19 protein-coding genes and 1 pseudogene are annotated in these 18,714 nt (G+C 53.6%); 9 read left to right on the plus strand and 11 right to left on the minus strand.

Going from position 1 to position 18,714, the window contains the following annotated elements; translation table 11 throughout:
* Positions 1-75 precede the first annotated feature (75 nt).
* Positions 76-285: pseudogene (locus tag SE15_RS14940) on the plus strand (4Fe-4S dicluster domain-containing protein); the annotation flags it as partial.
* A gap of 296 nt (positions 286-581) precedes the next feature.
* Entirely contained in the window at positions 582-2,036 is a 1,455-nt protein-coding gene (locus tag SE15_RS08570; protein WP_054521700.1) for an aspartate ammonia-lyase, read from the plus strand.
* Here SE15_RS08570 and ppgK read toward each other — a convergent pair.
* From ppgK to SE15_RS08595, 5 genes are read right to left on the minus strand one after another with little or no spacing between them, the layout of a single operon-like run.
* Positions 2,033-2,776, minus strand: a complete 744-nt coding sequence (ppgK, locus tag SE15_RS08575; protein WP_054521701.1) for a polyphosphate--glucose phosphotransferase — start codon at positions 2,774-2,776, stop codon at positions 2,033-2,035. The genes SE15_RS08570 and ppgK overlap by 4 nt on opposite strands.
* Positions 2,777-2,800: 24 nt before the next feature.
* Positions 2,801-3,943 carry an endolytic transglycosylase MltG gene (gene mltG, locus SE15_RS08580; protein WP_054521702.1) on the minus strand — a complete coding sequence of 381 codons (1,143 nt, stop codon included), beginning with the start codon at positions 3,941-3,943 and terminating at the stop codon, positions 2,801-2,803.
* Positions 3,944-3,957: 14 nt separating this feature from the next.
* Positions 3,958-4,407, minus strand: coding sequence for a Holliday junction resolvase RuvX (gene ruvX / locus SE15_RS08585; protein ID WP_054521703.1), 450 nt, complete (start codon positions 4,405-4,407; stop codon positions 3,958-3,960).
* 9 nt (positions 4,408-4,416) lie between these two features.
* The gene (locus SE15_RS08590) at positions 4,417-5,928 is read right to left on the minus strand and encodes a baseplate J/gp47 family protein (RefSeq protein ID WP_054521704.1); all 1,512 of its coding nucleotides are present in this window, start codon (positions 5,926-5,928) and stop codon (positions 4,417-4,419) included.
* Between the two features lie 32 nt (positions 5,929-5,960).
* Positions 5,961-6,539 carry a pseudouridine synthase gene (locus tag SE15_RS08595; protein ID WP_054521705.1) on the minus strand — a complete coding sequence of 193 codons (579 nt, stop codon included), beginning with the start codon at positions 6,537-6,539 and terminating at the stop codon, positions 5,961-5,963.
* A gap of 83 nt (positions 6,540-6,622) precedes the next feature.
* Here SE15_RS08595 and SE15_RS08600 point away from each other — a divergent pair, with 83 nt between their 5' ends.
* Both SE15_RS08600 and SE15_RS08605 read left to right on the plus strand, forming a co-directional pair.
* Positions 6,623-7,456, plus strand: a complete 834-nt coding sequence (locus tag SE15_RS08600; protein ID WP_054521706.1) for a hypothetical protein — start codon at positions 6,623-6,625, stop codon at positions 7,454-7,456.
* A 5-nt stretch (positions 7,457-7,461) separates the two neighbouring features.
* The gene (locus tag SE15_RS08605) at positions 7,462-8,034 is read left to right on the plus strand and encodes a 3'-5' exonuclease (protein WP_054521707.1); all 573 of its coding nucleotides are present in this window, start codon (positions 7,462-7,464) and stop codon (positions 8,032-8,034) included.
* A gap of 11 nt (positions 8,035-8,045) precedes the next feature.
* Here SE15_RS08605 and SE15_RS08610 read toward each other — a convergent pair whose 3' ends face one another.
* A complete protein-coding gene (locus SE15_RS08610; RefSeq protein WP_054521708.1) occupies positions 8,046-8,726 on the minus strand; it encodes a TIGR00266 family protein in 681 nt (226 codons plus the stop codon).
* Between the two features lie 192 nt (positions 8,727-8,918).
* On the opposite strand from SE15_RS08610, the gene rpsF reads away from it, so the two are divergent.
* The 4 genes from rpsF to SE15_RS08630 all read left to right on the plus strand — a co-directional run bounded on the left by rpsF (position 8,919) and on the right by SE15_RS08630 (position 11,362).
* Positions 8,919-9,203: a 30S ribosomal protein S6 gene (gene rpsF / locus SE15_RS08615; protein WP_054521709.1), complete on the plus strand. Its 285-nt coding sequence runs from the start codon at positions 8,919-8,921 to the stop codon at positions 9,201-9,203.
* Positions 9,204-9,239: 36 nt separating this feature from the next.
* Positions 9,240-9,665, plus strand: a complete 426-nt coding sequence (locus tag SE15_RS08620; protein ID WP_054521710.1) for a single-stranded DNA-binding protein — start codon at positions 9,240-9,242, stop codon at positions 9,663-9,665.
* A gap of 11 nt (positions 9,666-9,676) precedes the next feature.
* Entirely contained in the window at positions 9,677-9,961 is a 285-nt protein-coding gene (gene rpsR, locus SE15_RS08625) for a 30S ribosomal protein S18 (protein WP_054521711.1), read from the plus strand.
* Between the two features lie 81 nt (positions 9,962-10,042).
* Positions 10,043-11,362, plus strand: coding sequence for a peptidylprolyl isomerase (locus SE15_RS08630; protein ID WP_054521712.1), 1,320 nt, complete (start codon positions 10,043-10,045; stop codon positions 11,360-11,362).
* A 60-nt stretch (positions 11,363-11,422) separates the two neighbouring features.
* Here SE15_RS08630 and smc read toward each other — a convergent pair whose 3' ends face one another.
* The 5 genes from smc to moaC form a co-directional block, all read right to left on the minus strand.
* Positions 11,423-15,025, minus strand: a complete 3,603-nt coding sequence (smc, locus tag SE15_RS08635; protein ID WP_054521713.1) for a chromosome segregation protein SMC — start codon at positions 15,023-15,025, stop codon at positions 11,423-11,425.
* A 19-nt stretch (positions 15,026-15,044) separates the two neighbouring features.
* Positions 15,045-15,776 (minus strand): ribonuclease III, encoded by a 732-nt coding sequence (gene rnc, locus SE15_RS08640; RefSeq protein WP_236690012.1) that lies wholly within the window; start codon positions 15,774-15,776, stop codon positions 15,045-15,047.
* Between the two features lie 85 nt (positions 15,777-15,861).
* Complete coding sequence (locus tag SE15_RS08645; protein ID WP_054521714.1) at positions 15,862-16,962, minus strand: threonine synthase; 1,101 nt, start codon at positions 16,960-16,962, stop codon at positions 15,862-15,864.
* A gap of 4 nt (positions 16,963-16,966) precedes the next feature.
* Positions 16,967-17,710: a molybdopterin converting factor subunit 1 gene (moaD, locus tag SE15_RS08650; RefSeq protein ID WP_083461835.1), complete on the minus strand. Its 744-nt coding sequence runs from the start codon at positions 17,708-17,710 to the stop codon at positions 16,967-16,969.
* Positions 17,694-18,176 carry a cyclic pyranopterin monophosphate synthase MoaC gene (gene moaC / locus SE15_RS08655; RefSeq protein WP_054521716.1) on the minus strand — a complete coding sequence of 161 codons (483 nt, stop codon included), beginning with the start codon at positions 18,174-18,176 and terminating at the stop codon, positions 17,694-17,696. The genes moaD and moaC overlap by 17 nt, the downstream gene beginning before the upstream one ends.
* A 218-nt stretch (positions 18,177-18,394) precedes the next feature.
* Between moaC and SE15_RS14175 the strand changes: the two genes are divergently transcribed.
* The coding region (locus SE15_RS14175; protein ID WP_160316691.1) for a class II aldolase/adducin family protein at positions 18,395-18,714 on the plus strand (320 nt) is incomplete at its 3' end.

An 18,714-nucleotide genomic window follows, 5' to 3' on the forward strand; every position in this document is an offset into this window, starting at 1 on the left:
ACACACTCTGGGAAAGTTTAGATTATCCGAGTCCACCACGTAAGTTTCACCTTCAATCTCAAGAAAGGAGGAGTCATGAGCCACATTATCACCAGTCTCTGTCTGCGTGATGCAGGCTGTACTACTGTTTGTCCTGTGGATTGCATCGTTCCCGGTAAACCGGTTGAACAGTGGCCATGGTACTACATTGACCCCGACACCTGCATTGATTGCGGCGCCTGCGTTCCCGAATGTCCTTATGCCGCTATATTCCCCGAAGATGAAGTGCCTTCCGCCTACGTAGCCAAGGGCGGCGAACGACTCTCCATGCCTGTGGGCACTCCAGGCTTCACCGAGGTTTATGATGGGGTGAATCACTTTGGCGAGCCTGTCCATCTAGAAGCCACCCGGACCCTGAAACCAGGCGAAACGGTGGACCTCACCCCTGACATTGCCAAAAATTATGCGTACTTCAAAGAGGGCCCCGGCTACAGCGCCCTGGAGAAGTAGATAGCCATCTGGCATTCACCTGGAGGAAGTCGTCAAACGGCTTCCTCTTTTCTTCATACCTATTTGCACCAAGGAGGTTACTTTTGTCTGCTATGGAAGAGACTTACCGCATCGAACGCGACTCCCTGGGAGAAGTTCACGTACCTGCCAAGGCATTATATGGAGCGCAGACCCAACGCGCCGTGGAGAACTTTCCCATCTCTGGCCGCAAACCCTATCGAGCCTTTATCTGGTCCATGGGGCTAATCAAACGGGCAGCAGCAGAGGTCAATAGCGCCCTTGGCCTGCTCGATCCCACCCGTGCCCAGGCCATCGTTCAGGCTGCTACCGAGGTCATGGAAGGACGATGGGATGACCAGTTTGTGGTGGATCCTTTTCAGGCAGGCGCTGGTACCAGCCACAATATGAATACCAACGAGGTAATTGCCAACCGCGCCACTCTGATCCTGGGTGGGAATCTGGGAGAATACCGTGTGCACCCCAATGATCACGTTAATATGTCCCAGTCCACCAACGATACGATTCCCACAGCCATCCGCCTGGGATGCCTATGGCGATTGGATGAATTGCTGCAGACCGTTGATGAATTAACGCATGCCTTGCATGAAAAGGCCGTGGCTTTTGATAATATTGTTAAATCAGGACGCACACACTTGCAAGACGCTGTGCCTGTGCGTCTGGGCCAGGAGTTTGGCGCCTACGCACGGGCAGTAGCGCGCGATCGCGAGCGCATTGAGCGCGCCGCTGAAGGATTACGCCGCCTGGGTATTGGGGGCACTGCCACGGGCACCGGATTAAATGCTCATCCGGAGTACCACCCTCGTATGGTGGCGCGCCTCTCTGAGATCAGCGGGTTACGCCTCTATACCTCGGATGACCTCTTTGAGTCCATGCAGTCCATGGCGGACATGGCTGATTTTTCCGCCTCGATGCGCACCCTTGCTTTAACCCTGACCCGCATTGCCAACGACATCCGCCTGCTTTCCTCTGGGCCGACCACCGGGTTAGATGAAATACGCTTACCGCCAGTGCAACCGGGCTCTTCTATTATGCCCGGCAAGGTCAACCCAGTCCTTGCCGAAATGCTTAACATGGCCATGTACCACATCATTGGCCTGGATACAGCAGTAGCGCTGGCCTCCCAAGCCGGGCAACTTGAACTCAATGTCATGATGCCCATCATCGCTCACGATCTCTTCGAAATGATGCACGTCATGATTGGAGCCGTACGTGCTTTTACCCGTAAATGCGTGGTTGGAATCCAGGCCAATCGTGAAAAAGCCGAGGGTTGGCTGGCCCGCAACCCCATCCTGGTCACTGCCCTCAATCCTCTGATCGGCTACATGGCGGGCGCCGCGCTGGTCAAAGAAGCCATGAGCCGCAACCTGACTATCCAGGAAGTGGCTCTAGAAAAGGCACAAAAAGGAGAACTCCATCATAAAGACACCGGGCTCCCCTTAAGCGAGGAAGATATTCGCGCTGTCTTCCGCGATTTACGACGTTTGACCGAGGGCGGGCTGGTAGGAAGCAGTGGAGGTGGGGGCTAAATCATTCCACCTGCATATAAGGCGGCCCCAATAATTCCGGCCAGGTTTTGAAGTTGGGCGGGCACAATACGGGTACGCAGAGAAAGCAAAGGCAGGAATTTATCCGCCTGCTTGCTAAGCCCGCCCCCAATGATGAACAAATCGGGCCAGAATAGGTTTTCCATCTCATTAAGGTATTCTTGTAAGCGCTTGGCGTACTTTTTCCAGGTTAACTTCTTGCGCTTGCGAGCCGCATCTGAGGCACGCCATTCCGCATCCTTACCGCGTATTTTGAGATGCCCAAATTCCGTATTTGGTACCAGATAACCATCGGTAAAGATGGCCGAACCGATCCCAGTGCCCAGGGTAAGCATGATCACCACCCCCCGCGAATTCTCCTTCCCCACCCCAAAACGCATTTCAGCAATTCCAGCCGCATCGGCATCATTCAAGGTGAAGGTAGGGCAACCAGTGGCTTCGCTCAACAAGCGATTGACATCGGTGCCGATCCAGTTCTTATGCACATTAGCAGCCGTCAGGGCAATCCCATGATGGACAACCGCTGGAAATCCACAACCTATCACCCCGCTCCAGCGTAAAGCGCGAACCAAATCTGCCACCACCTCCGCCACGGCCTCAGGTTTGGCCTGCGCTGGCGTTGGCAAACGCAATCGTTCAGTGAGCAATTTGCCACTCTCCAGATCAACTACGGCACCTTTGATCCCACTTCCTCCGATATCAATTCCTAAGGCCGTCTTCATGATTCGCCTCCACTCAATTTCATCTCATTTACACGCATTGGATAGGTGTTCGTCATAGGTTTCCGCAAAAATGTGGCGCCCTGACCGATCACAACGTGCCCGAAAGTAGTAATAGGGTGTCTGAGCGGGATGGGCTACAGCCTGTATAGCCTCCAATCCCGGGTTACAAATAGGCGTTGGGGGTAAACCTGAATAGATATAAGTATTATAGGGGGAATCTACCTTCAAATCATCCGCAGAAAGCGGGTTTTTCCACCACGTCTGCATATGAATATCGTACCCCAGAGCATATTGCACGGTCGGATCGCTATCCAGTTTCATGCCTGCTTTAAGACGATTAATGAATACCGAAGCGATTATAGGGTACTCTTCTTTGACCACCCCTTCTCGCTCAACAATGGAGGCAAGGATAATCCCCTGGTACAAGGTTAGACCTTGTTGGGCAAATCCTTCCCGGATTTCAGGCGTCAGGGCCTGAACAAAACGTTCTACCATTTGCGCAATAATCTGCCGAACGGGCGCGTCTCGTCGGAAGGTATAGGTGCCCGGCATCAAGAATCCTTCCAGCGCGTGTGGATACTCCAGGGTCTCTAGCCCAGGCAAGGCAGGCGGGTTCCGCACAATTTCTAAAAACTGCGCTTCATTATCCAGTACCCCCGAAAGGCGCAACACACGGGCAATTTCTTCAGCCCGCCAACCCGGCAGGATGGTAACTGTCACCTCAAGGCGTCCTCCTTTTTGAAGAGCGTAAGCCATTTGGATCCCATCCATCGCGGGTGAAAGTTCATATTGCCCGGCTTGAATACCCTTATCCAGCCCTAAATAGATCAGGAGCACACGAAAGGCCTCAGCATCACGAATTAACCCAGCCTGTTCAAGCCGTTGGATAACCGAAAGGGTAGGTTCTCCCTCTTCCACCGTGAAAACCAGGGCAGGTGTTTCGCGAGCACTCGCGGGAGCGGATAAACGAGATTCGTTCAAAAACAGCATCCAGGTCAGATACTGGCGCTCAAGCCAGGAAAGATCTGCCGCCGGGGGGCCAAATCGGTCTGCTACCTGACGGGGGATATCCACCAGAACAATAAACCCTATCAGCGCGAAAAGACACCCTAAGGAAAGAAAAACGAAAAGGCCCAACTGCAAAGATCGTTTTCTACGTGATTTCATAAGAGTTGATCTCCTTACTCAAAGCCCCCCTCATTGAAAAGGTCTTTTTTTAAAGCGGCCTGGGTATCCAAAAAGTCCTGGAGAATGACGGCTGCCGCTCGATGATCTAACGGCTCACGTTGCTTCCTCCGAGAAACCCCCATCTCACGCATTAAAGCCTGAACCCGCTGGGTGCTTCCACTCTCATCCCAAGTGGTAACAGGAATGTGGGTCATGCTCCGAATGGCCTCGGCTAGTCGGAGTGCGCGCCGCGCGGCGGGACCTATCTCCACCCCCGTTTGATAGGGAACACCAACCACAATCAAGCCTACTTCCATGGATTCGGCTAGAGTCACGATTTCGCGCGCGTCCTTATCTCGTGATACGTGGTTAAGAATCATCAAGGGTCGGGCAATGATCCCACCCGGATCACTGACGGCCAACCCAATACGCTTTTCACCCGGATCCACACACAGTACTCGCATGAGACAACCCTATCTCAAGACCACCTGAATCCGCCAGGGTAAAAACGGGAAACGCCCCCACCACGCAGGGGTCAGTGCAACCCGGGTCACCTTTCCTCCCTCAACTGCCGAGCCCAAAATCTCTGCCGCTTCCTCCACAGATTTACCCACCAGCAGCCGGGCTATCTCATCGGTTCGGATTGAGGGCACCAACCACCGACTTCCTCGCACCCTCAACCCCATGGAACCTGCCTCCACGTTTGCATGCTCTTCAAAGCGCTCTACTTTTACTGCATCGTTCAATGCCTGATATCCGGGCGGGGTCTGAACCCCAAGCGTCGCCCGGATCAGTTCTTCCAGATCGCTCTGCCTGATCGAACACCCGTGGTAAAGGCTTTTTGTTTTCACCAGGAACAGAGTCGCTGGTTCTCCAACATTGGGGAAAACACTCTCTTCTAAAATTTCCTGCAAGTGAACTGTGGATGGCACCAGGACCTCACCCGCTTCCAGGTTTTCCTCCATTATCTTGGTAGCCTCACGTTGCTGGATAATCAGCACACGCTCACGGGCCCGTTGTACATCCATCTCGCTCACCACCGTCACCATGGAGTCAGTTCCACCATGCGCCGGCTCGGGATTGGATACACGTACAACCGGGCTCAGTGCCCCCTCAACTTCCCAGGCAGTGCCAGCTGGCACGTTTCCTTTCCTTCCCGCTTGTAAAGCCCGCACCGGGACAGAAACTGTTTGGCCAATCCCGGCCGGAAGTACTATATCCTCAATGGTCTCAAAGCGGATTGGTTCTGTTCCCAACGCGACAAAGAGGCTCTCTCTCGGAATAAGTTGAGAAACCTCGGTCAGATTCTGGATCGTGACCACGGCCTGAGCATAGGTAGCAGGCCATTGGGCTATCCCGCTGGCGACCTCCTCCACTTGAGATTCAACCTCTACTTTCCTCTCCATGCAGGGCACCACACCGCTCATCTGTACAAACTGGGCCTGGGGTGAGAGCCGAACAAACATCTCTACCTGTTGCTCACGTTTGGGTAATTCCACCTCAAGAATAGCGCTTGGCAAGAGCAGCGCCATTAACACCAAGACAGCCCCTAAGCCAAATAAGAAGATCCCCATGCGTAATATTAATGGAAGACTTTTGGGGGTCATTTCAAGAAGTAAAGCCTGTGTTGCTTCCCGTTGACGTCGAAGGGTGTATAGTCGAGCAGAGAGCCAGGAGGATTTTCTCAAAACCGTTCCTGGAGAACGCCGCCACCGTCCCTTTTGGGCTGCCTCCACGGTTTTAAAAACGGGGATACCTACCCCCGCGCATACCCCAATGGTCTCAGACTCTCGGCTGACGACCGCAAGTTGAGCCCCCACGCTTTGAGCACCTCGCTGCAGACGCACCCAGTCCAAACGGGAAAATCGAGGTGAGCGTCTGAGCGGCAGGATCAGAATAATACGCTGAGCCTGCGTCCAGGTTATTTTATCTCCCACTGAGAGCACATCGTCATAAGGCTCGACCCGAATCACATAGGTCTTCATACGCGGCTATTATATCAATCCTGCTGTCAGCATCATCGCCGAGAAGCCTCCTGAAGGCGTGCAACTTCTAGTGGAGAAAGAAAGCGCCACTGCCCTGGCAGTAAACCTTCCAGGTTAATGGGACCAACGGCTATGCGCACAAGACGCAAAGTTGGAAATCCCACCGCCGCCGTCATGTGACGAATCTGACGCTTCATTCCCTCAAAAAGCACAATGCGCAACCAACTGGTAGGGCCATGGGGTGTGACCGGTTTCTCACGCGGGGGCAACGCCGGCTCCGGGATCACCACCACCTGACAGCGCCGCGTACGACGTCCTTTGATGATCACCCCCCGCTGCAAAGCCGCTACCGCCTCTGGCGTAATGATTCCCTCAACCTGCACCAGATATGTTTTAGCAACATGATGACGCGGGTGGGTCAAGCGATGAATGAGATCCCCATCATTGGAGAGAAGAAGCAGTCCTTCACTATCTAGATCCAACCGCCCCACCGGATAAACATCCGGTACCTGAATATAATCCTTTAAGGTGGGTCGGCCCGCCATATCGGTAAAGGCGCTTAACACACCATACGGTTTATAAAATGCAATGACTACGCAAGGCTTTAGCATTTATCCGAGATTCGGCTCTCAAATGGGGTCTGCCTCAATTTTAGACTATAATTCCCAATAAGATGAACCCCAAGGAGGCTCTTGTGCCCAAAGCAATTTTTGTGTTATTGGGCTTATTACTTCTCACAGCCCTGGCATGTAATCTCCCAGTGAGCACTGTACGTGCCACCCCGGACGAAATCGGTACTCAGGTGGCCCAAACCTTGACCCAATATGCCTTGCAACCCACTATCACGCCACCCTATACACCACCCATTCATGAAACCCCTTTGCCATCCCCTTCGCCAACCCCAGAGATATTACCGACCTCGACCCCCACAACAGCCGAAGACCCTCGTGCACACCTGGGAGATCCGATTTACGTGGATACTCTTGACAGTGGGCGCTCGTTTGGGCTTGAGGGCAAAATTTATGAGGACGAGAACACGCTTATCCGTGTTCAAAGCGGCTCTATGATCCTGACCAGTAAATATGCTACCGGATATCACGGCTGGCGCACGGGGGGGCGCAAGATTCAGAACGGCTACGTAGAAGGGCTATTCCGTACAGGGGACTGTGCCGGACAAGACACCTATGGACTGATTGTACGCTCGCCGGATTTTATCCGGGGTTACTGGTTTACACTCACCTGTGATGGGCAATACGGATTTGGATATTGGGATGGCGAAAAATACGTCAACCTCCTCACTCAGAAAGACGACCGGCTGATTCTCCGCACTGGGCCCGAACAAACCAATCGCCTCGGGGTATGGATGGAAGATAACACGTTTCGTCTATTTGCCAATGGGTCCTTCCTGAGCGAAATTAGCAATGCCCAATTCCTCGCTGAGGGCTATACTGGGGCCGTCATTGCCGCTCACAACACACCCGGCTTTACTGTATTTCTCGACGAAATCGCCTATTGGAATCTTCCATAGTGCCTATGAATGAGATGTCCTTCCGTAATCAGATTAGAGATTTTGCCAGACAGCAAATCGAAAAACGCCCTTTATACCTGGACACAGAAACCACTGGGCTGGATAAAAACGCCGAAATCGTTGAAATTGCCATAGTGGAGTATGATGGAAGCCTTCTGTTTCAATCTCTGGTCCGCCCATCCCGTCCGATTCCTCCGGAAGTAATTGCTGTACACGGCATACGAGACGAGGAGGTGAAAACAGCCCCACCCTGGCCAGTGGTATGGAACAGCCTGCGTCCCTTGGTTAGAGGTCGCCTGATTGCCGCTTATAATGCCGACTTTGATCGCCGCATGATGGAACAGTCTCTAACGCGTTACGGTTTGAGATGGCAAGACACTTTCAGCACCTTGGACATTATGCAAATTTTTGCCGAGTTTCGAGGAGAGTGGGACCCCGGCCGCCGTGCTTATCGCTACTTTAAACTCGAAGAAGCGGGACGCTACCTGGGCATCCCGCTTCCGAACAGTCATCGCGCTTTTGATGATGCCTTACTGGCGCGCGCCGTTCTCCATGCTATTGCCGGGTTGCCTTACTGAACTGGCGGCTTTCAGTCTGATGAACGTTTAGGGATCTTGGGGATCAACCAATCCAGAAAAGCGCCCTCGCTTCGAGTCTGCAACAAAACCTTTCCCGGGCCTGTCAGATCCACCACCAGCCCTTCACCACCAAACAAGGTGGATTTCAATCCCCCCACTGCCCGAACCCGAAACCCAACATTCTCTTTGAAAGCAACGAGATGTCCGGTGTCTACCGTGTAGGTTTCGCCGGCTTTGAGGTCAAGTTCATGAATAGCCCCGTAACTGGATAGCAAGAGCACACCGCTCCCACTGCAGCGGAGCATGATCAAGCCCTCTCCACCAAAGAATGTTCGCGCCCCCGACCATTTGGTATCTGTCTGGATCCCTTCGCTCGAGGCCATAAATGAGCCAGACTGCACCAAATAGGTCTCGTTATTCAGCGGCAATTCAAAAACATCACCCGGTAGCGTGGGGGCAAGCAAAATTTCCCCCCCTTGAGAGGGCGCCCGGAAGGTATTGACAAAGAACGACTCCCCGCCCAGCACAGAGCGGCTCAGGGATTTCAAAAACCCTCCACGCATTTTGGTTTCCAACTGAACCCCGGCTGACATTCCTACCATGGCTCCAGTTTCAGCCAGCAAAGCCTCATTCGGCGAAAGCCTCACCCGTGCCACTGAATAGGAAGGCCGATACAAAATTTCCACTTCCATGAGTCTCCTCCAGAATTGGCAAGTCAGAACTTCAACCATTTTAGCACGCCCTTGCGTTTTTAAACACCCTTTCCGAATCAAGAGATTCATAGTAAACTTGGGCTCGCCAAAGCAGACCTCAAGGCTGCTTTCCACCCTCCGTCTAAAGACGAAGGGCAAACCCAAGGAAAGTTAAGGAGGAATAACACTTACATGCGAGCGTACGAACTGGTTTTCATTGTCCAGCCTGAGCTGGACGAAGCCGCCCTTCAGGGCGTCATCGAAAAGGTCAAAGGGTGGATAACCGAAGCAGGTGGCACCATCAGTAAAGTAGATTTGTGGGGCAAACGCCGTTTGGCCTACCCAATTCGCAAACGCCACGAAGGCCATTACGTGCTGTTTGAAATGCAAATGCCCCCCGCCTATAGCGCCGAACTCGAGCGCAATCTACGCTATTTTGAGCCCGTTATGCGCTTTCTAATCGTCAACCGTGCATAGGACGTGTTTGTAGGGTAACCTCAGCGGAGTGTGAAAATGAGCCGGGGCTTGAATAAAGTCATGTTAATTGGCCATCTGGGGCGTGACCCAGAAATGCGCTATACGCCTTCAGGACGACCCGTCACCACATTTACCATTGCAACAACTCGTACCTGGAACACCTCCAACGGTGAACGCCACACTGAAACCGAATGGTTCAACGTGGTCACCTGGGGAAACCTGGCCGAAATTTGCAAGCAGTACCTGAGCAAAGGCCAGCAGGTCTATGTGGAAGGGCGTTTGCAAACACGCCGCTGGGAAGACAGTGAGGGCAATAAACACACCTCAGTGGAAATTGTGGCCAATGAAATGATGATCCTGGGCGAACGCCGCGAACCCCTCTCGAATAATCATTTCACTGAATCGCTGCAGGAAACCCATAGCACTGACGAAGAAATCGAGGAAGATGAATACCCATTCTAGGAGTTTGAAGCATGACCGACGTTGAATTAGTAGAACACGAACAGGTAGCGGCCCCGCGCCGTTTTGCTGCGCGACCTAAAATCTGCCAGTTTTGTGCTGACAAGAATGCCACCATTGATTACAAGCAGGTAGACTTACTACGCCGCTTCCTCACCGAGGAAGGCAAAATCCGCCCACGACGCCAAACCGGCACGTGCGCCAAGCACCAGCGCTTGCTGGCCCGCGAGATTAAACGGGCTCGTCACCTGGCCCTCTTGCCTTTTGTGGCCAAGGATCTGAGCGAGGGCTTGCTGTAAACGCATTGCGTATCGCCCCAAGGGCATGCAGCCAACTGCTCATGCCCTTTATTTTATGCATGTCGCTTTTGAGGCTCAGTCATGGCAAAGAAACCAAAAACCAAAGTCATCTCGCGTAAACAGCAAAGTCGGGTTGAGCGTGAACTGCGCAATCGCCGCCTTGTTTTGTGGGGAACCCTGAGTGTTATAGCCCTTGCGGTGCTGGTGATTGCTTACGGCTTACTGGACCAATACGTTTTACAACAGCAACGCCCCGTTGCCCGGGTTGCCGGTAGTCCGATCTCCTTGGCTGAGTTGCAAAAACGTGTAAAGTTCGAACGTTACCAACTCATTCAAAGCATTACCACACTGACCCAATACAAACAACTGTTTAACTTCGATCCTGTCTCCCAGGCTTACTTCGACGCCCAGATTCAACAGAGTGCCTCTGCGCTCAATGATGCCAATACCCTGGGCTCAAAGGCACTGGATGCATTAATTGAAGCCCGTATCCTCGAACACGAAGCAGCCTCCCTGGGGATCACCGTAAGCGAGGAGGAAATCACCCAGGCCATTCAAGAAGCCTTTGGATATTATCCAGCGGGGACTCCCACTCCGGCCCCCACCAGCACGCCTTACGCCACCGCCACGCTGAACGCCTTGCAGCGAACTCTCATCCCACCCACAGCCACCCCCACCGCGACAAGCACCCCCACCGAAGGTCCTACCCCAACGCCGGTACCGACCAGTACACCAACCGCCACCCCAGATCCTAACGCGACCCCAACCCCCACCGAGACTCCTTTCCCCACCCCCACGCCCCTCACCGAAGAGGGCTTTCGCACCAGTTACAACCAATACCTAGAGGGGCTAACCACAGCCACAGGACTAAGTGAAGCCGATCTGCGAGCGCTATTCAAGGCATTCCTGCTCCGAGATAAACTCATGAAAAAGTTGGATGCCGAAATTCCTTACGAAGAAGAACAGGTATGGGCGCGCCACATCCTGGTCAAGACTGAGGAAGAGGCAAAAAGGGTGCTGGATCGTCTTGCCGCGGGTGAAGATTGGACCAAGATTGCTGCCGAGGTCTCGCAAGATACTAGCAACAAGGACCGCGGAGGCGATTTGGGATGGTTCGGTAAAGGAGAAATGAGCCAGGCCTTTGAAGAGGCTGCCTTTGCCCTGACCGAAATTGGCCAGATCAGTCAACCCGTCCAGACAGAGTATGGGTGGCACATTATCCAGCTCCTGGGACGAGAAGTGCGTCCTATGTCTGCTGATCGCCGCCAACAATTACTGAACCAGAAATACCAGGAGTGGCTTGATGCCAAGAAAACCGAGCTCAAAGTGGAGCGCTACGATAATGTCTGGCAGGGCAAGTTACCTGCCGAGCCCACCCTTCCTCCGGGTATTCTTAATTAGAAAGTTTAGAGCCTCCTCAGGCCCTCGCAATTCAGCGAGGGCTTTTTTCTTGGATCCGGATCAGACCAGCACTTCAGCCAGGTTTTCGAGACGCAGGGAGATTACCTGACTGGTCATATCTTTCCCCATGGTTACCCCGTAAATCACATCCGCTGTTTGTACGGTGTTCCGGTTATGGGTGATGATAATAAATTGAGTCTCCTGGCTCAGTTCTTTGAGCATGTCACAGAAACGGCCAACGTTGGCTTCATCCAGCATCGCATCCACTTCATCCAGAATGCAAAACGGTGGAGGAGAAACTTTCAGCAAGGAAAACACCAGTGCCACAGAGGTCAAACTACGCTCTCCCCCGGATAACAGGGCTAAACCCTGCTCGCGCCTGCCGGGTAAACGCACTTCGATCTCAATGCCCGACTCGCCGGGTTTGGTTTCATCCTCCAGGTACAAACGGGCTTCGCCCCCCCCAAACAGGCGCACAAAATTCTGCTGAAATTCACGTGCCACAGCCTTAAAGGTTTTCAAGAAGGCTTCTCGGATCAATCCATCCAGTTCGGCTATGACCTCACGCAAATCGCTTTCGGCTTTTTTCAGGTCTTCCATTTGGTCACGCAAATAATCGTAGCGTGCCCTAAGTTCCTGGTACTCCTTAAGCAAGTCGGGAGAAATATGTCCGATGCGTTTCAACTGGCTTCGGTAACGAGCAATACTGTCTTCGATATCCGGAGGGAGTTGTTGAAGTGCCGGCAAGGCTTCTACCATCCCATTGAGAGGTAAGGGCTCCTGGCCGGCAACCGTTTCAATGTAGGTGAAGGATACCAGGCCTAAATCCTCCTCAATACGCCGCTGTAAAGAAGCCAGCGCTTCTTCCTCACGCATATGTTCAAGCTGAGCCTGCTGCGCCTGCTTCTCAAGAAGCGTGAGCTGCTGTTGCTGAGCCCGCCATTCTGCCATGACCCGCTCTTGATCAGCCTGAAGGCGGTGATGCTCGGTTTCCAAAGGCGCATATTGCTCACGCAACTCTGCTTCATCCCGCTCAAACTCACGCAGACGTCCTTGAAGTGCCGCCGCTTCCTGTTCCAGGGACATCAGGGTAGTTTGGATTTGAACGGACCTTGCTTCTAGTTCATTCAGCCGAGATGTCGTGCGTTGCAGAGCTTGCTGATAATCGCTTAAGCGTTGAGACAGATGATTCATGCGCTGAGTGGTCATCCGTTCCACAGAACGCCAGTGATTGATCTGGTCTTTGAGCGTACCCACCGCCAATGCCTGAATGGCCGCATTTATCTGCTCTAATTGAGCTTGCAATGCTTTGACTTCGCTCTGTGAGGCTTTCGCCGCCTGTTCCAGGGCTTGCGCTTGCTGCTCAATCACACTCTTCTGAGATTCCGCCTGACGTAAAGTTTCTTCTACCCGGCGCAAATCCTCTTCCTGACGACGAACTCGTCCCACCAGCGCCTCATATTCACGTCGCTTTTGCTCTAATTCTGCCCGCCGACGTTTAAGTTCTCGCTCAACTGCAACACGGTCATTCTCTACTTGCGCCAGGTCAGCCTCGTGGGCAACTCTGGATTGCCCCAAAGCCGCCAATTTCTGTTCCAGCCGCCGTAACGTTGCCTGGAGCTCGCGCTGCCGCTGGCTCCGCGTGATCAACGTCGTGCGCCGATCCAGGCCTGCAGCGATCACGCCATCCGAAGAAAAAACCTCACCCTGAAGGGTCACCAACCGTCCCCCTTCTGGAAGAGCAGGCCAAAGACGGCGAGCATCACGACGATGACGAACCACCCAAACATTTCCCAAAAGTGCCCGAAGCAGTCCTTGATTGGCAGGGGTTACTTGCACAAACTCAATCGCCCGACCAAGGCACGCCTCATCATTCAGCGAAGTGAGGTCATGCTGTAAAATCTCCCCTTGGCCAACCAACAGAATGGCGCGGCCTCTCTCACTTCCCTCTAAAAAAGCCAACAGCGTGTCCACGGCCTCTGGGTCTTCTAACACCAGACCCTCAATTCGTTCTCCCAAAGCCGCAGCAATAGCCTGTTCATAGTCCTGTGCAACGCTCAGCACCTGACTTAGACGCTTGACGCGAGCCGGAAGTTGCCCGTTCTGGATGGCTTGAAGCAGTGCCTGGGTACCCTGACTTAATCCCTCAAAGGTTGCCTCGGCTTGCTCAATCACAGAGAGTTCTGCCCGGGCTTTCAGAATGGCCGCTTCAACGGCATCTTGCTCCTTCTGGATTTCCCTCAAGGTCTCACGTGCTGCCTCAAGTCGCTGTGAAAGGGTGCTCAACTCTGCAGAGAGTTCGCGAGTCCTGGCTTCCAAAGCCTCTACTCCCTGACGCTGCTGCGCCAACCGCTCCTTTGCTTCCCCCAGGAGCCGAAGGGACTCTTCCTTTTGGTTTGTGGCGCGCTTAATTTGATCCTGCAAATCAGACAGCCGGCGCTTATAAGATTCACGCTCAACCTCATAAGCATATTGCCGTTTTTCCAACCCACTCAGCGTCGTTTGAAGTGAGGATCTCTGGGTGATCAACGCTCGTTCTTCCGCTTCCCGACTTTCAAGTTGCTGGCTCAGCGTTTGGATTTCTCGCCGCGCGGTTTCTAACTCGACCTGCACCTGTTCACGTTCGCGCTCCACAGCCAGAATTTGGACCTGGATCTCAGTCTGTTCTGCTTCCAGGCGCTCCCGATCGCTACCGAGGCTCTTCTGCTGAGCCAGTAAAGCTGCCCGACGTTCTTCAAGCACAGCAGCATTCCGTTCCAACTGGGTTTTCTCACGCTCCAGAGCAAGTGCACGCTCTTTTAAGGACTCAATCCGAGACCCTACCTCAACCCATGCTTCGCGAATTTCCTTGAGGCGATTTTCCTGTTCCTCGGTACGCGCGCGCTGTTCGGCCAAACGCTGCTCGATTCTGCGTACGGTTTCCCGGCTTTGTACCACCCGTTGCTGACTTTGGAACCAGTGATACCCATACCATTCTCGCAACAACAATTTCAAATCGGCAGAAATGCGCTCATATTCTTGGGCTCGTTGTGCCTGCCGTTCCAGGCTCTTTACGCGGGGCTCGAGTTCAATTAGGATATCCTGAACGCGCTCCAGGTTTCGGCGTGTAGCATCCAGACGAGTAAGGGCTTCCTCTCGCCGAATGCGATAAAGCCCAACGCCTGCTGCTTCTTCAAAGAACCGCCGCCGCTCCTCGGGACGCAGTGAGAGAGCAGCATCAATCAACCCCTGTCCGATAATCGTATAGGTGCGCTCTGAAAGCCCCGCGCGTGAAAGCAACTCGGTAATTTCCTTCAAGCGAACGCGCTGACCATTAAGCAAGTACTCATTTTGCCCATCCCGGTAGGCGCGCCGCGCAATGCTCACCTCGCTAAACTCCAGAGGCAGCCATTGATCCTCATTATCAAAGATAATGCTCGCCATTGCCATTCCGGCTCGCGGACGATGCTCTGAACCCGAAAAGATCATATCTTCGGTTTTACGCGCCCGCAATAGCGAGAACGATTGTTCGCCCAATACCCAGCGGATGGCATCGGCTATGTTCGATTTTCCTGAGCCATTTGGCCCTACAATTGCCGTAATCCTTCCGGGAAACTCAAACAAAATACGAGAAGCAAAAGTTTTATACCCTTGCAATTCCAGAGATTTCAGCCGAGAAGCCATGGAGAGCGCTTTCACTCCTTCACAACATGGTCTCAGGGACAATACCCAATCGTCGAATAGCGTCGCGCGCTGCCGACTTGGTGGCTGCATGTTTGCTTGACCCGCTACCCCAACCGCACACCTTGCCGTTAATCAGCACTTCCACTTCAAAGACCTTGGCATGTTCGGGGCCATAGACATTACGGGTCACATAGCGCGGCGCAGCAAATCCCTGAGATTGCGCCCACTCTTGCAACAGGCTCTTAGGATCCTCAACGCGATGGTGAAGAAGCACCTCCTCTGCAGCCTCCTCCAGAAATGGAGAAAGAAAAGCCTCTACCGCTTCTAGGCCCTGATCCAGATACAAGGCCCCGATAAGCGCCTCAAAAGTGTCACACAGCAAGGAAGGACGATCCCTTCCGCCGGCTTGGGCCTCACCTCGTCCCAAACGCATGGCCCGCCCTAATTCGATCCGCCGCGCGAACTCGGCCAGTTGCTCAGTATGTACCAGAGCCGAGCGCATGCGGGTGAGGTCACCCTCGGGCATCTCGGGGTAACGGTGGTAAAGCCACACCGCAACCAGAAAATCCAACACAGCATCCCCAAGAAACTCCAGACGCTCATTATCTTCGAGCGCCTCGGGATGTTCGTTAAGATACGAACGGTGAGTTAGCGCACGACTCAGCAGCAGCCAATCCTTGAATTTCAAGTTGAGGCGTTTGGCCAGTTCCTGAGGGGATTCCACTTTCTCCATGGGGATCTCGCTTCCCATGTTTCACCTCCTCGGAACCCGAGAAGCGCAAGCCTCCTACCCAATCAAGGTAAGTGAGTTGCGTTCCCCCGGTTCCTACAAAATTTTAAGATGCATATTTCAATCCCGAGCCAGTCATGATCAAAACCACAGGCTCCGGTAATTGTTCATTCAGATGTTCCAGCGCTGCCCAAACCAGGGCACTTGTGGGTTCCACGTAAATCCCGCTACGGCATAATGTGAGAAAGGCACGCTCAATTTCAAGCTCTTCAATTGCCAGAAAGGTGCCCTGGTCCGAAGCGATTTCTTTCAGCAGTGCCTCCATCCGCACCGGTTGACGCACTCGCACCCCTTCAGCCAGAGTTGGACGCTCTTCGACCTCGGGGATCTCTCCGCCTCGGCGTTGCTCAAAAGCAGCGACAACCGGCGCACATGCCACCGCCTGAACCCCCACGAAGTAGGGCAACTTAGAGATCCACCCCCCTTGCCGAAGGGCCTGGAATCCCCGCACCACTCCTAGCAGCAGTCCTCCGTGTCCCACTGGAGCAATCACTGTGCCCGGTGAACGCTGCCCCAATTGCTCCCATACTTCGTAGGCAATTGTAGCGATGCCGGTCAGTCCAAACGGTAAATAGGCGTGACTGGCATATACAGCACCTTGTTGAACAGCCTCTAACACGGCTTGCGCCGCGGCTGAGCGCGGCCCAGGCACGCGTATCAGGGTAGCCCCATAGCGTTCTATCTGCAAGCGTTTAGGACCCGAGGCGCTCTCTGGTACATAAACCACAGCACGTAAACCCGCGCGTGCGGCATAAGCCGCAAATGAGGCCCCCGCATTTCCTGAAGAGTCCTCAACGGCTTCCATTACACCACGCGCACACAACCAACTTACCAAGACAGCACTTCCTCTATCCTTGTAAGAACCGCTCGGATTGAGCGATTCTAGTTTCAGATAGACTTCTCGCCCCAGAAAGGGTTGCGGAACCAATGGGGTGTTTCCCTCTCCCAACCAGAATGCCCTTGCTTCTGCGGGCAAAGCCAATGCCCCCCAGAATCGCCACAAACCAGGGAGATCATGGCGTAAGGCATTCCGATCAAAGAACGGAGGAGAGTCAAAATCATAAATGCCACCGCAGTGAACACACCGATAAGGCACCCCTTGTTCAGGATATGGCTGACCGCATTGGGTGCACACAACCCGCCCCATGGGTTTACTCCCCCCGCTCTGGATGATAGTGTCCTTCAACCCAAGTCTCGCCCTGGGGACCAATCTCCTTTTTCCAGATCGGCACAATCTCCTTCAAGCGATCAATGCCGTAGCGAGCCGCCTCGAAGACCCCCATGTCCCGATGAGCAGCCGCACAGGCAATGACCACGGTTGGGTCGCCAGGGTTAAGCCGCCCAATGCGTTGCACCATAGCAATCCCTTCTACGTCCGGCCAACGCTGACGGATCTCATCCGCAATCTGGCGCATTTTAGCCTCGGCCATGGGAATATAGGCCTCATATTCTAATGCAACTGTCTGATGATGATCACCGCGTCGCGTTTCCCCACGCACAATGCCGGTAAACACACACACAGCACCTGTACTGGGCTGAACAATTTGAGATACCAATGCATCCAGATCAAGAGCCGCGTCCGTAACAGCGACAAATGTGGGCGGCAGCGATCCACCACTGACCGGAGGAAAGAGAGCCACCTCCGCTCCCTCCTCAAGGATATCTTCATCCCCAGAAAAGACCTGGTTGACCGCCACGATAACATTACTTAGCCTTGAGCCCAGTTCCGGATGGCGATCCAGGAGGGCTTGCTTCAGATCTCGCACTCGCGAACCCTCAGGAAGATAAAGCACCAGTTGATGATGCCCAACCGCCTCGCGCAAATGGGCAAAGAGAAGCACCCGCAGGCTGATCAAGGGCTCCGCCTGGTTTTGTGGATTATTCGTTGACGACATCGCCGCTTTGCCCACCGTGCTTTTCTACCAACCGGATATTGGTGATTTGGGCTGTTTTCTCAACCGCTTTCACCATATCATACACAGTCAAAGCACTAACCACCACTGCGGTCAATGCTTCCATCTCCACGCCAGTTTTAGCAGTAGTACGGGCTGTTGCTGTGATGAGAACACCCGGAAGCCCGTCTTCAAGTGTCAATTGCACATCTACCTGATGCAATGGCAATGGGTGGCACAAAGGAATCAATTCCGAGGTGCGTTTAGCCGCCATAATCCCGGCCACTTGGGCCACTGCCAGCACATCGCCTTTTTTCATCAGACCTTGCCGAATCAAAGCCAGCGTTTCAGGCTTGAGCCTGACCTCACCTTTTGCAACGGCAACCCTCACCGTATCGGGCTTGGCAGAAACATCCACCATTCGTGCCCGACCCTGTTCGTCCAGATGAGTCAGCGTCTCTCCGCTCATATGCCTAATTATACAATCTCTGGTGGAAGTACACCATATAGAGATCGCAACTCGCCACGAACCACCAAAAGGAACTAAACACGGCAAAGCATAGGGAAATCAGACCAATTCAACAGAGCAGAAAGTGTCGTGAGAATTATTCTCGGCAATTAATCTGTGGGGTGTGACATAATTGAAGCAAAGCACCACAAACTTTATTTTATTATGGAGATCAGCATATGGCATCTCTTCCCGAACAGATTGCTCAAATCGGGCGCCGAATGTCTGAACGACGCTTGACCGACATGTCCGGAGGCAACATCAGTGCCAGAGAAGGCGACACCCTCTACATCACCCCCAAATACAGCGGCAGCCGATACCACTGGCAACTGACCCCTCAGGACATCCTCAGCGGCCCCCTGACGTTGGACGACTGGCTCCATCACCCCCGCTTTTCCCGGGAGGGCAAAGCCCATCTCCTCATCTACCAAACCTTCCCGAACGTCCAGGCGGTCATCCACGCCCACCCTTTCCACGTCCTCCCCTTCTGCTCCCTCTC

It is taken from the genome of Thermanaerothrix daxensis (genome assembly GCF_001306145.1).
Taxonomy (GTDB): Bacteria; Chloroflexota; Anaerolineae; order Anaerolineales; family Anaerolineaceae; genus Thermanaerothrix; species Thermanaerothrix daxensis.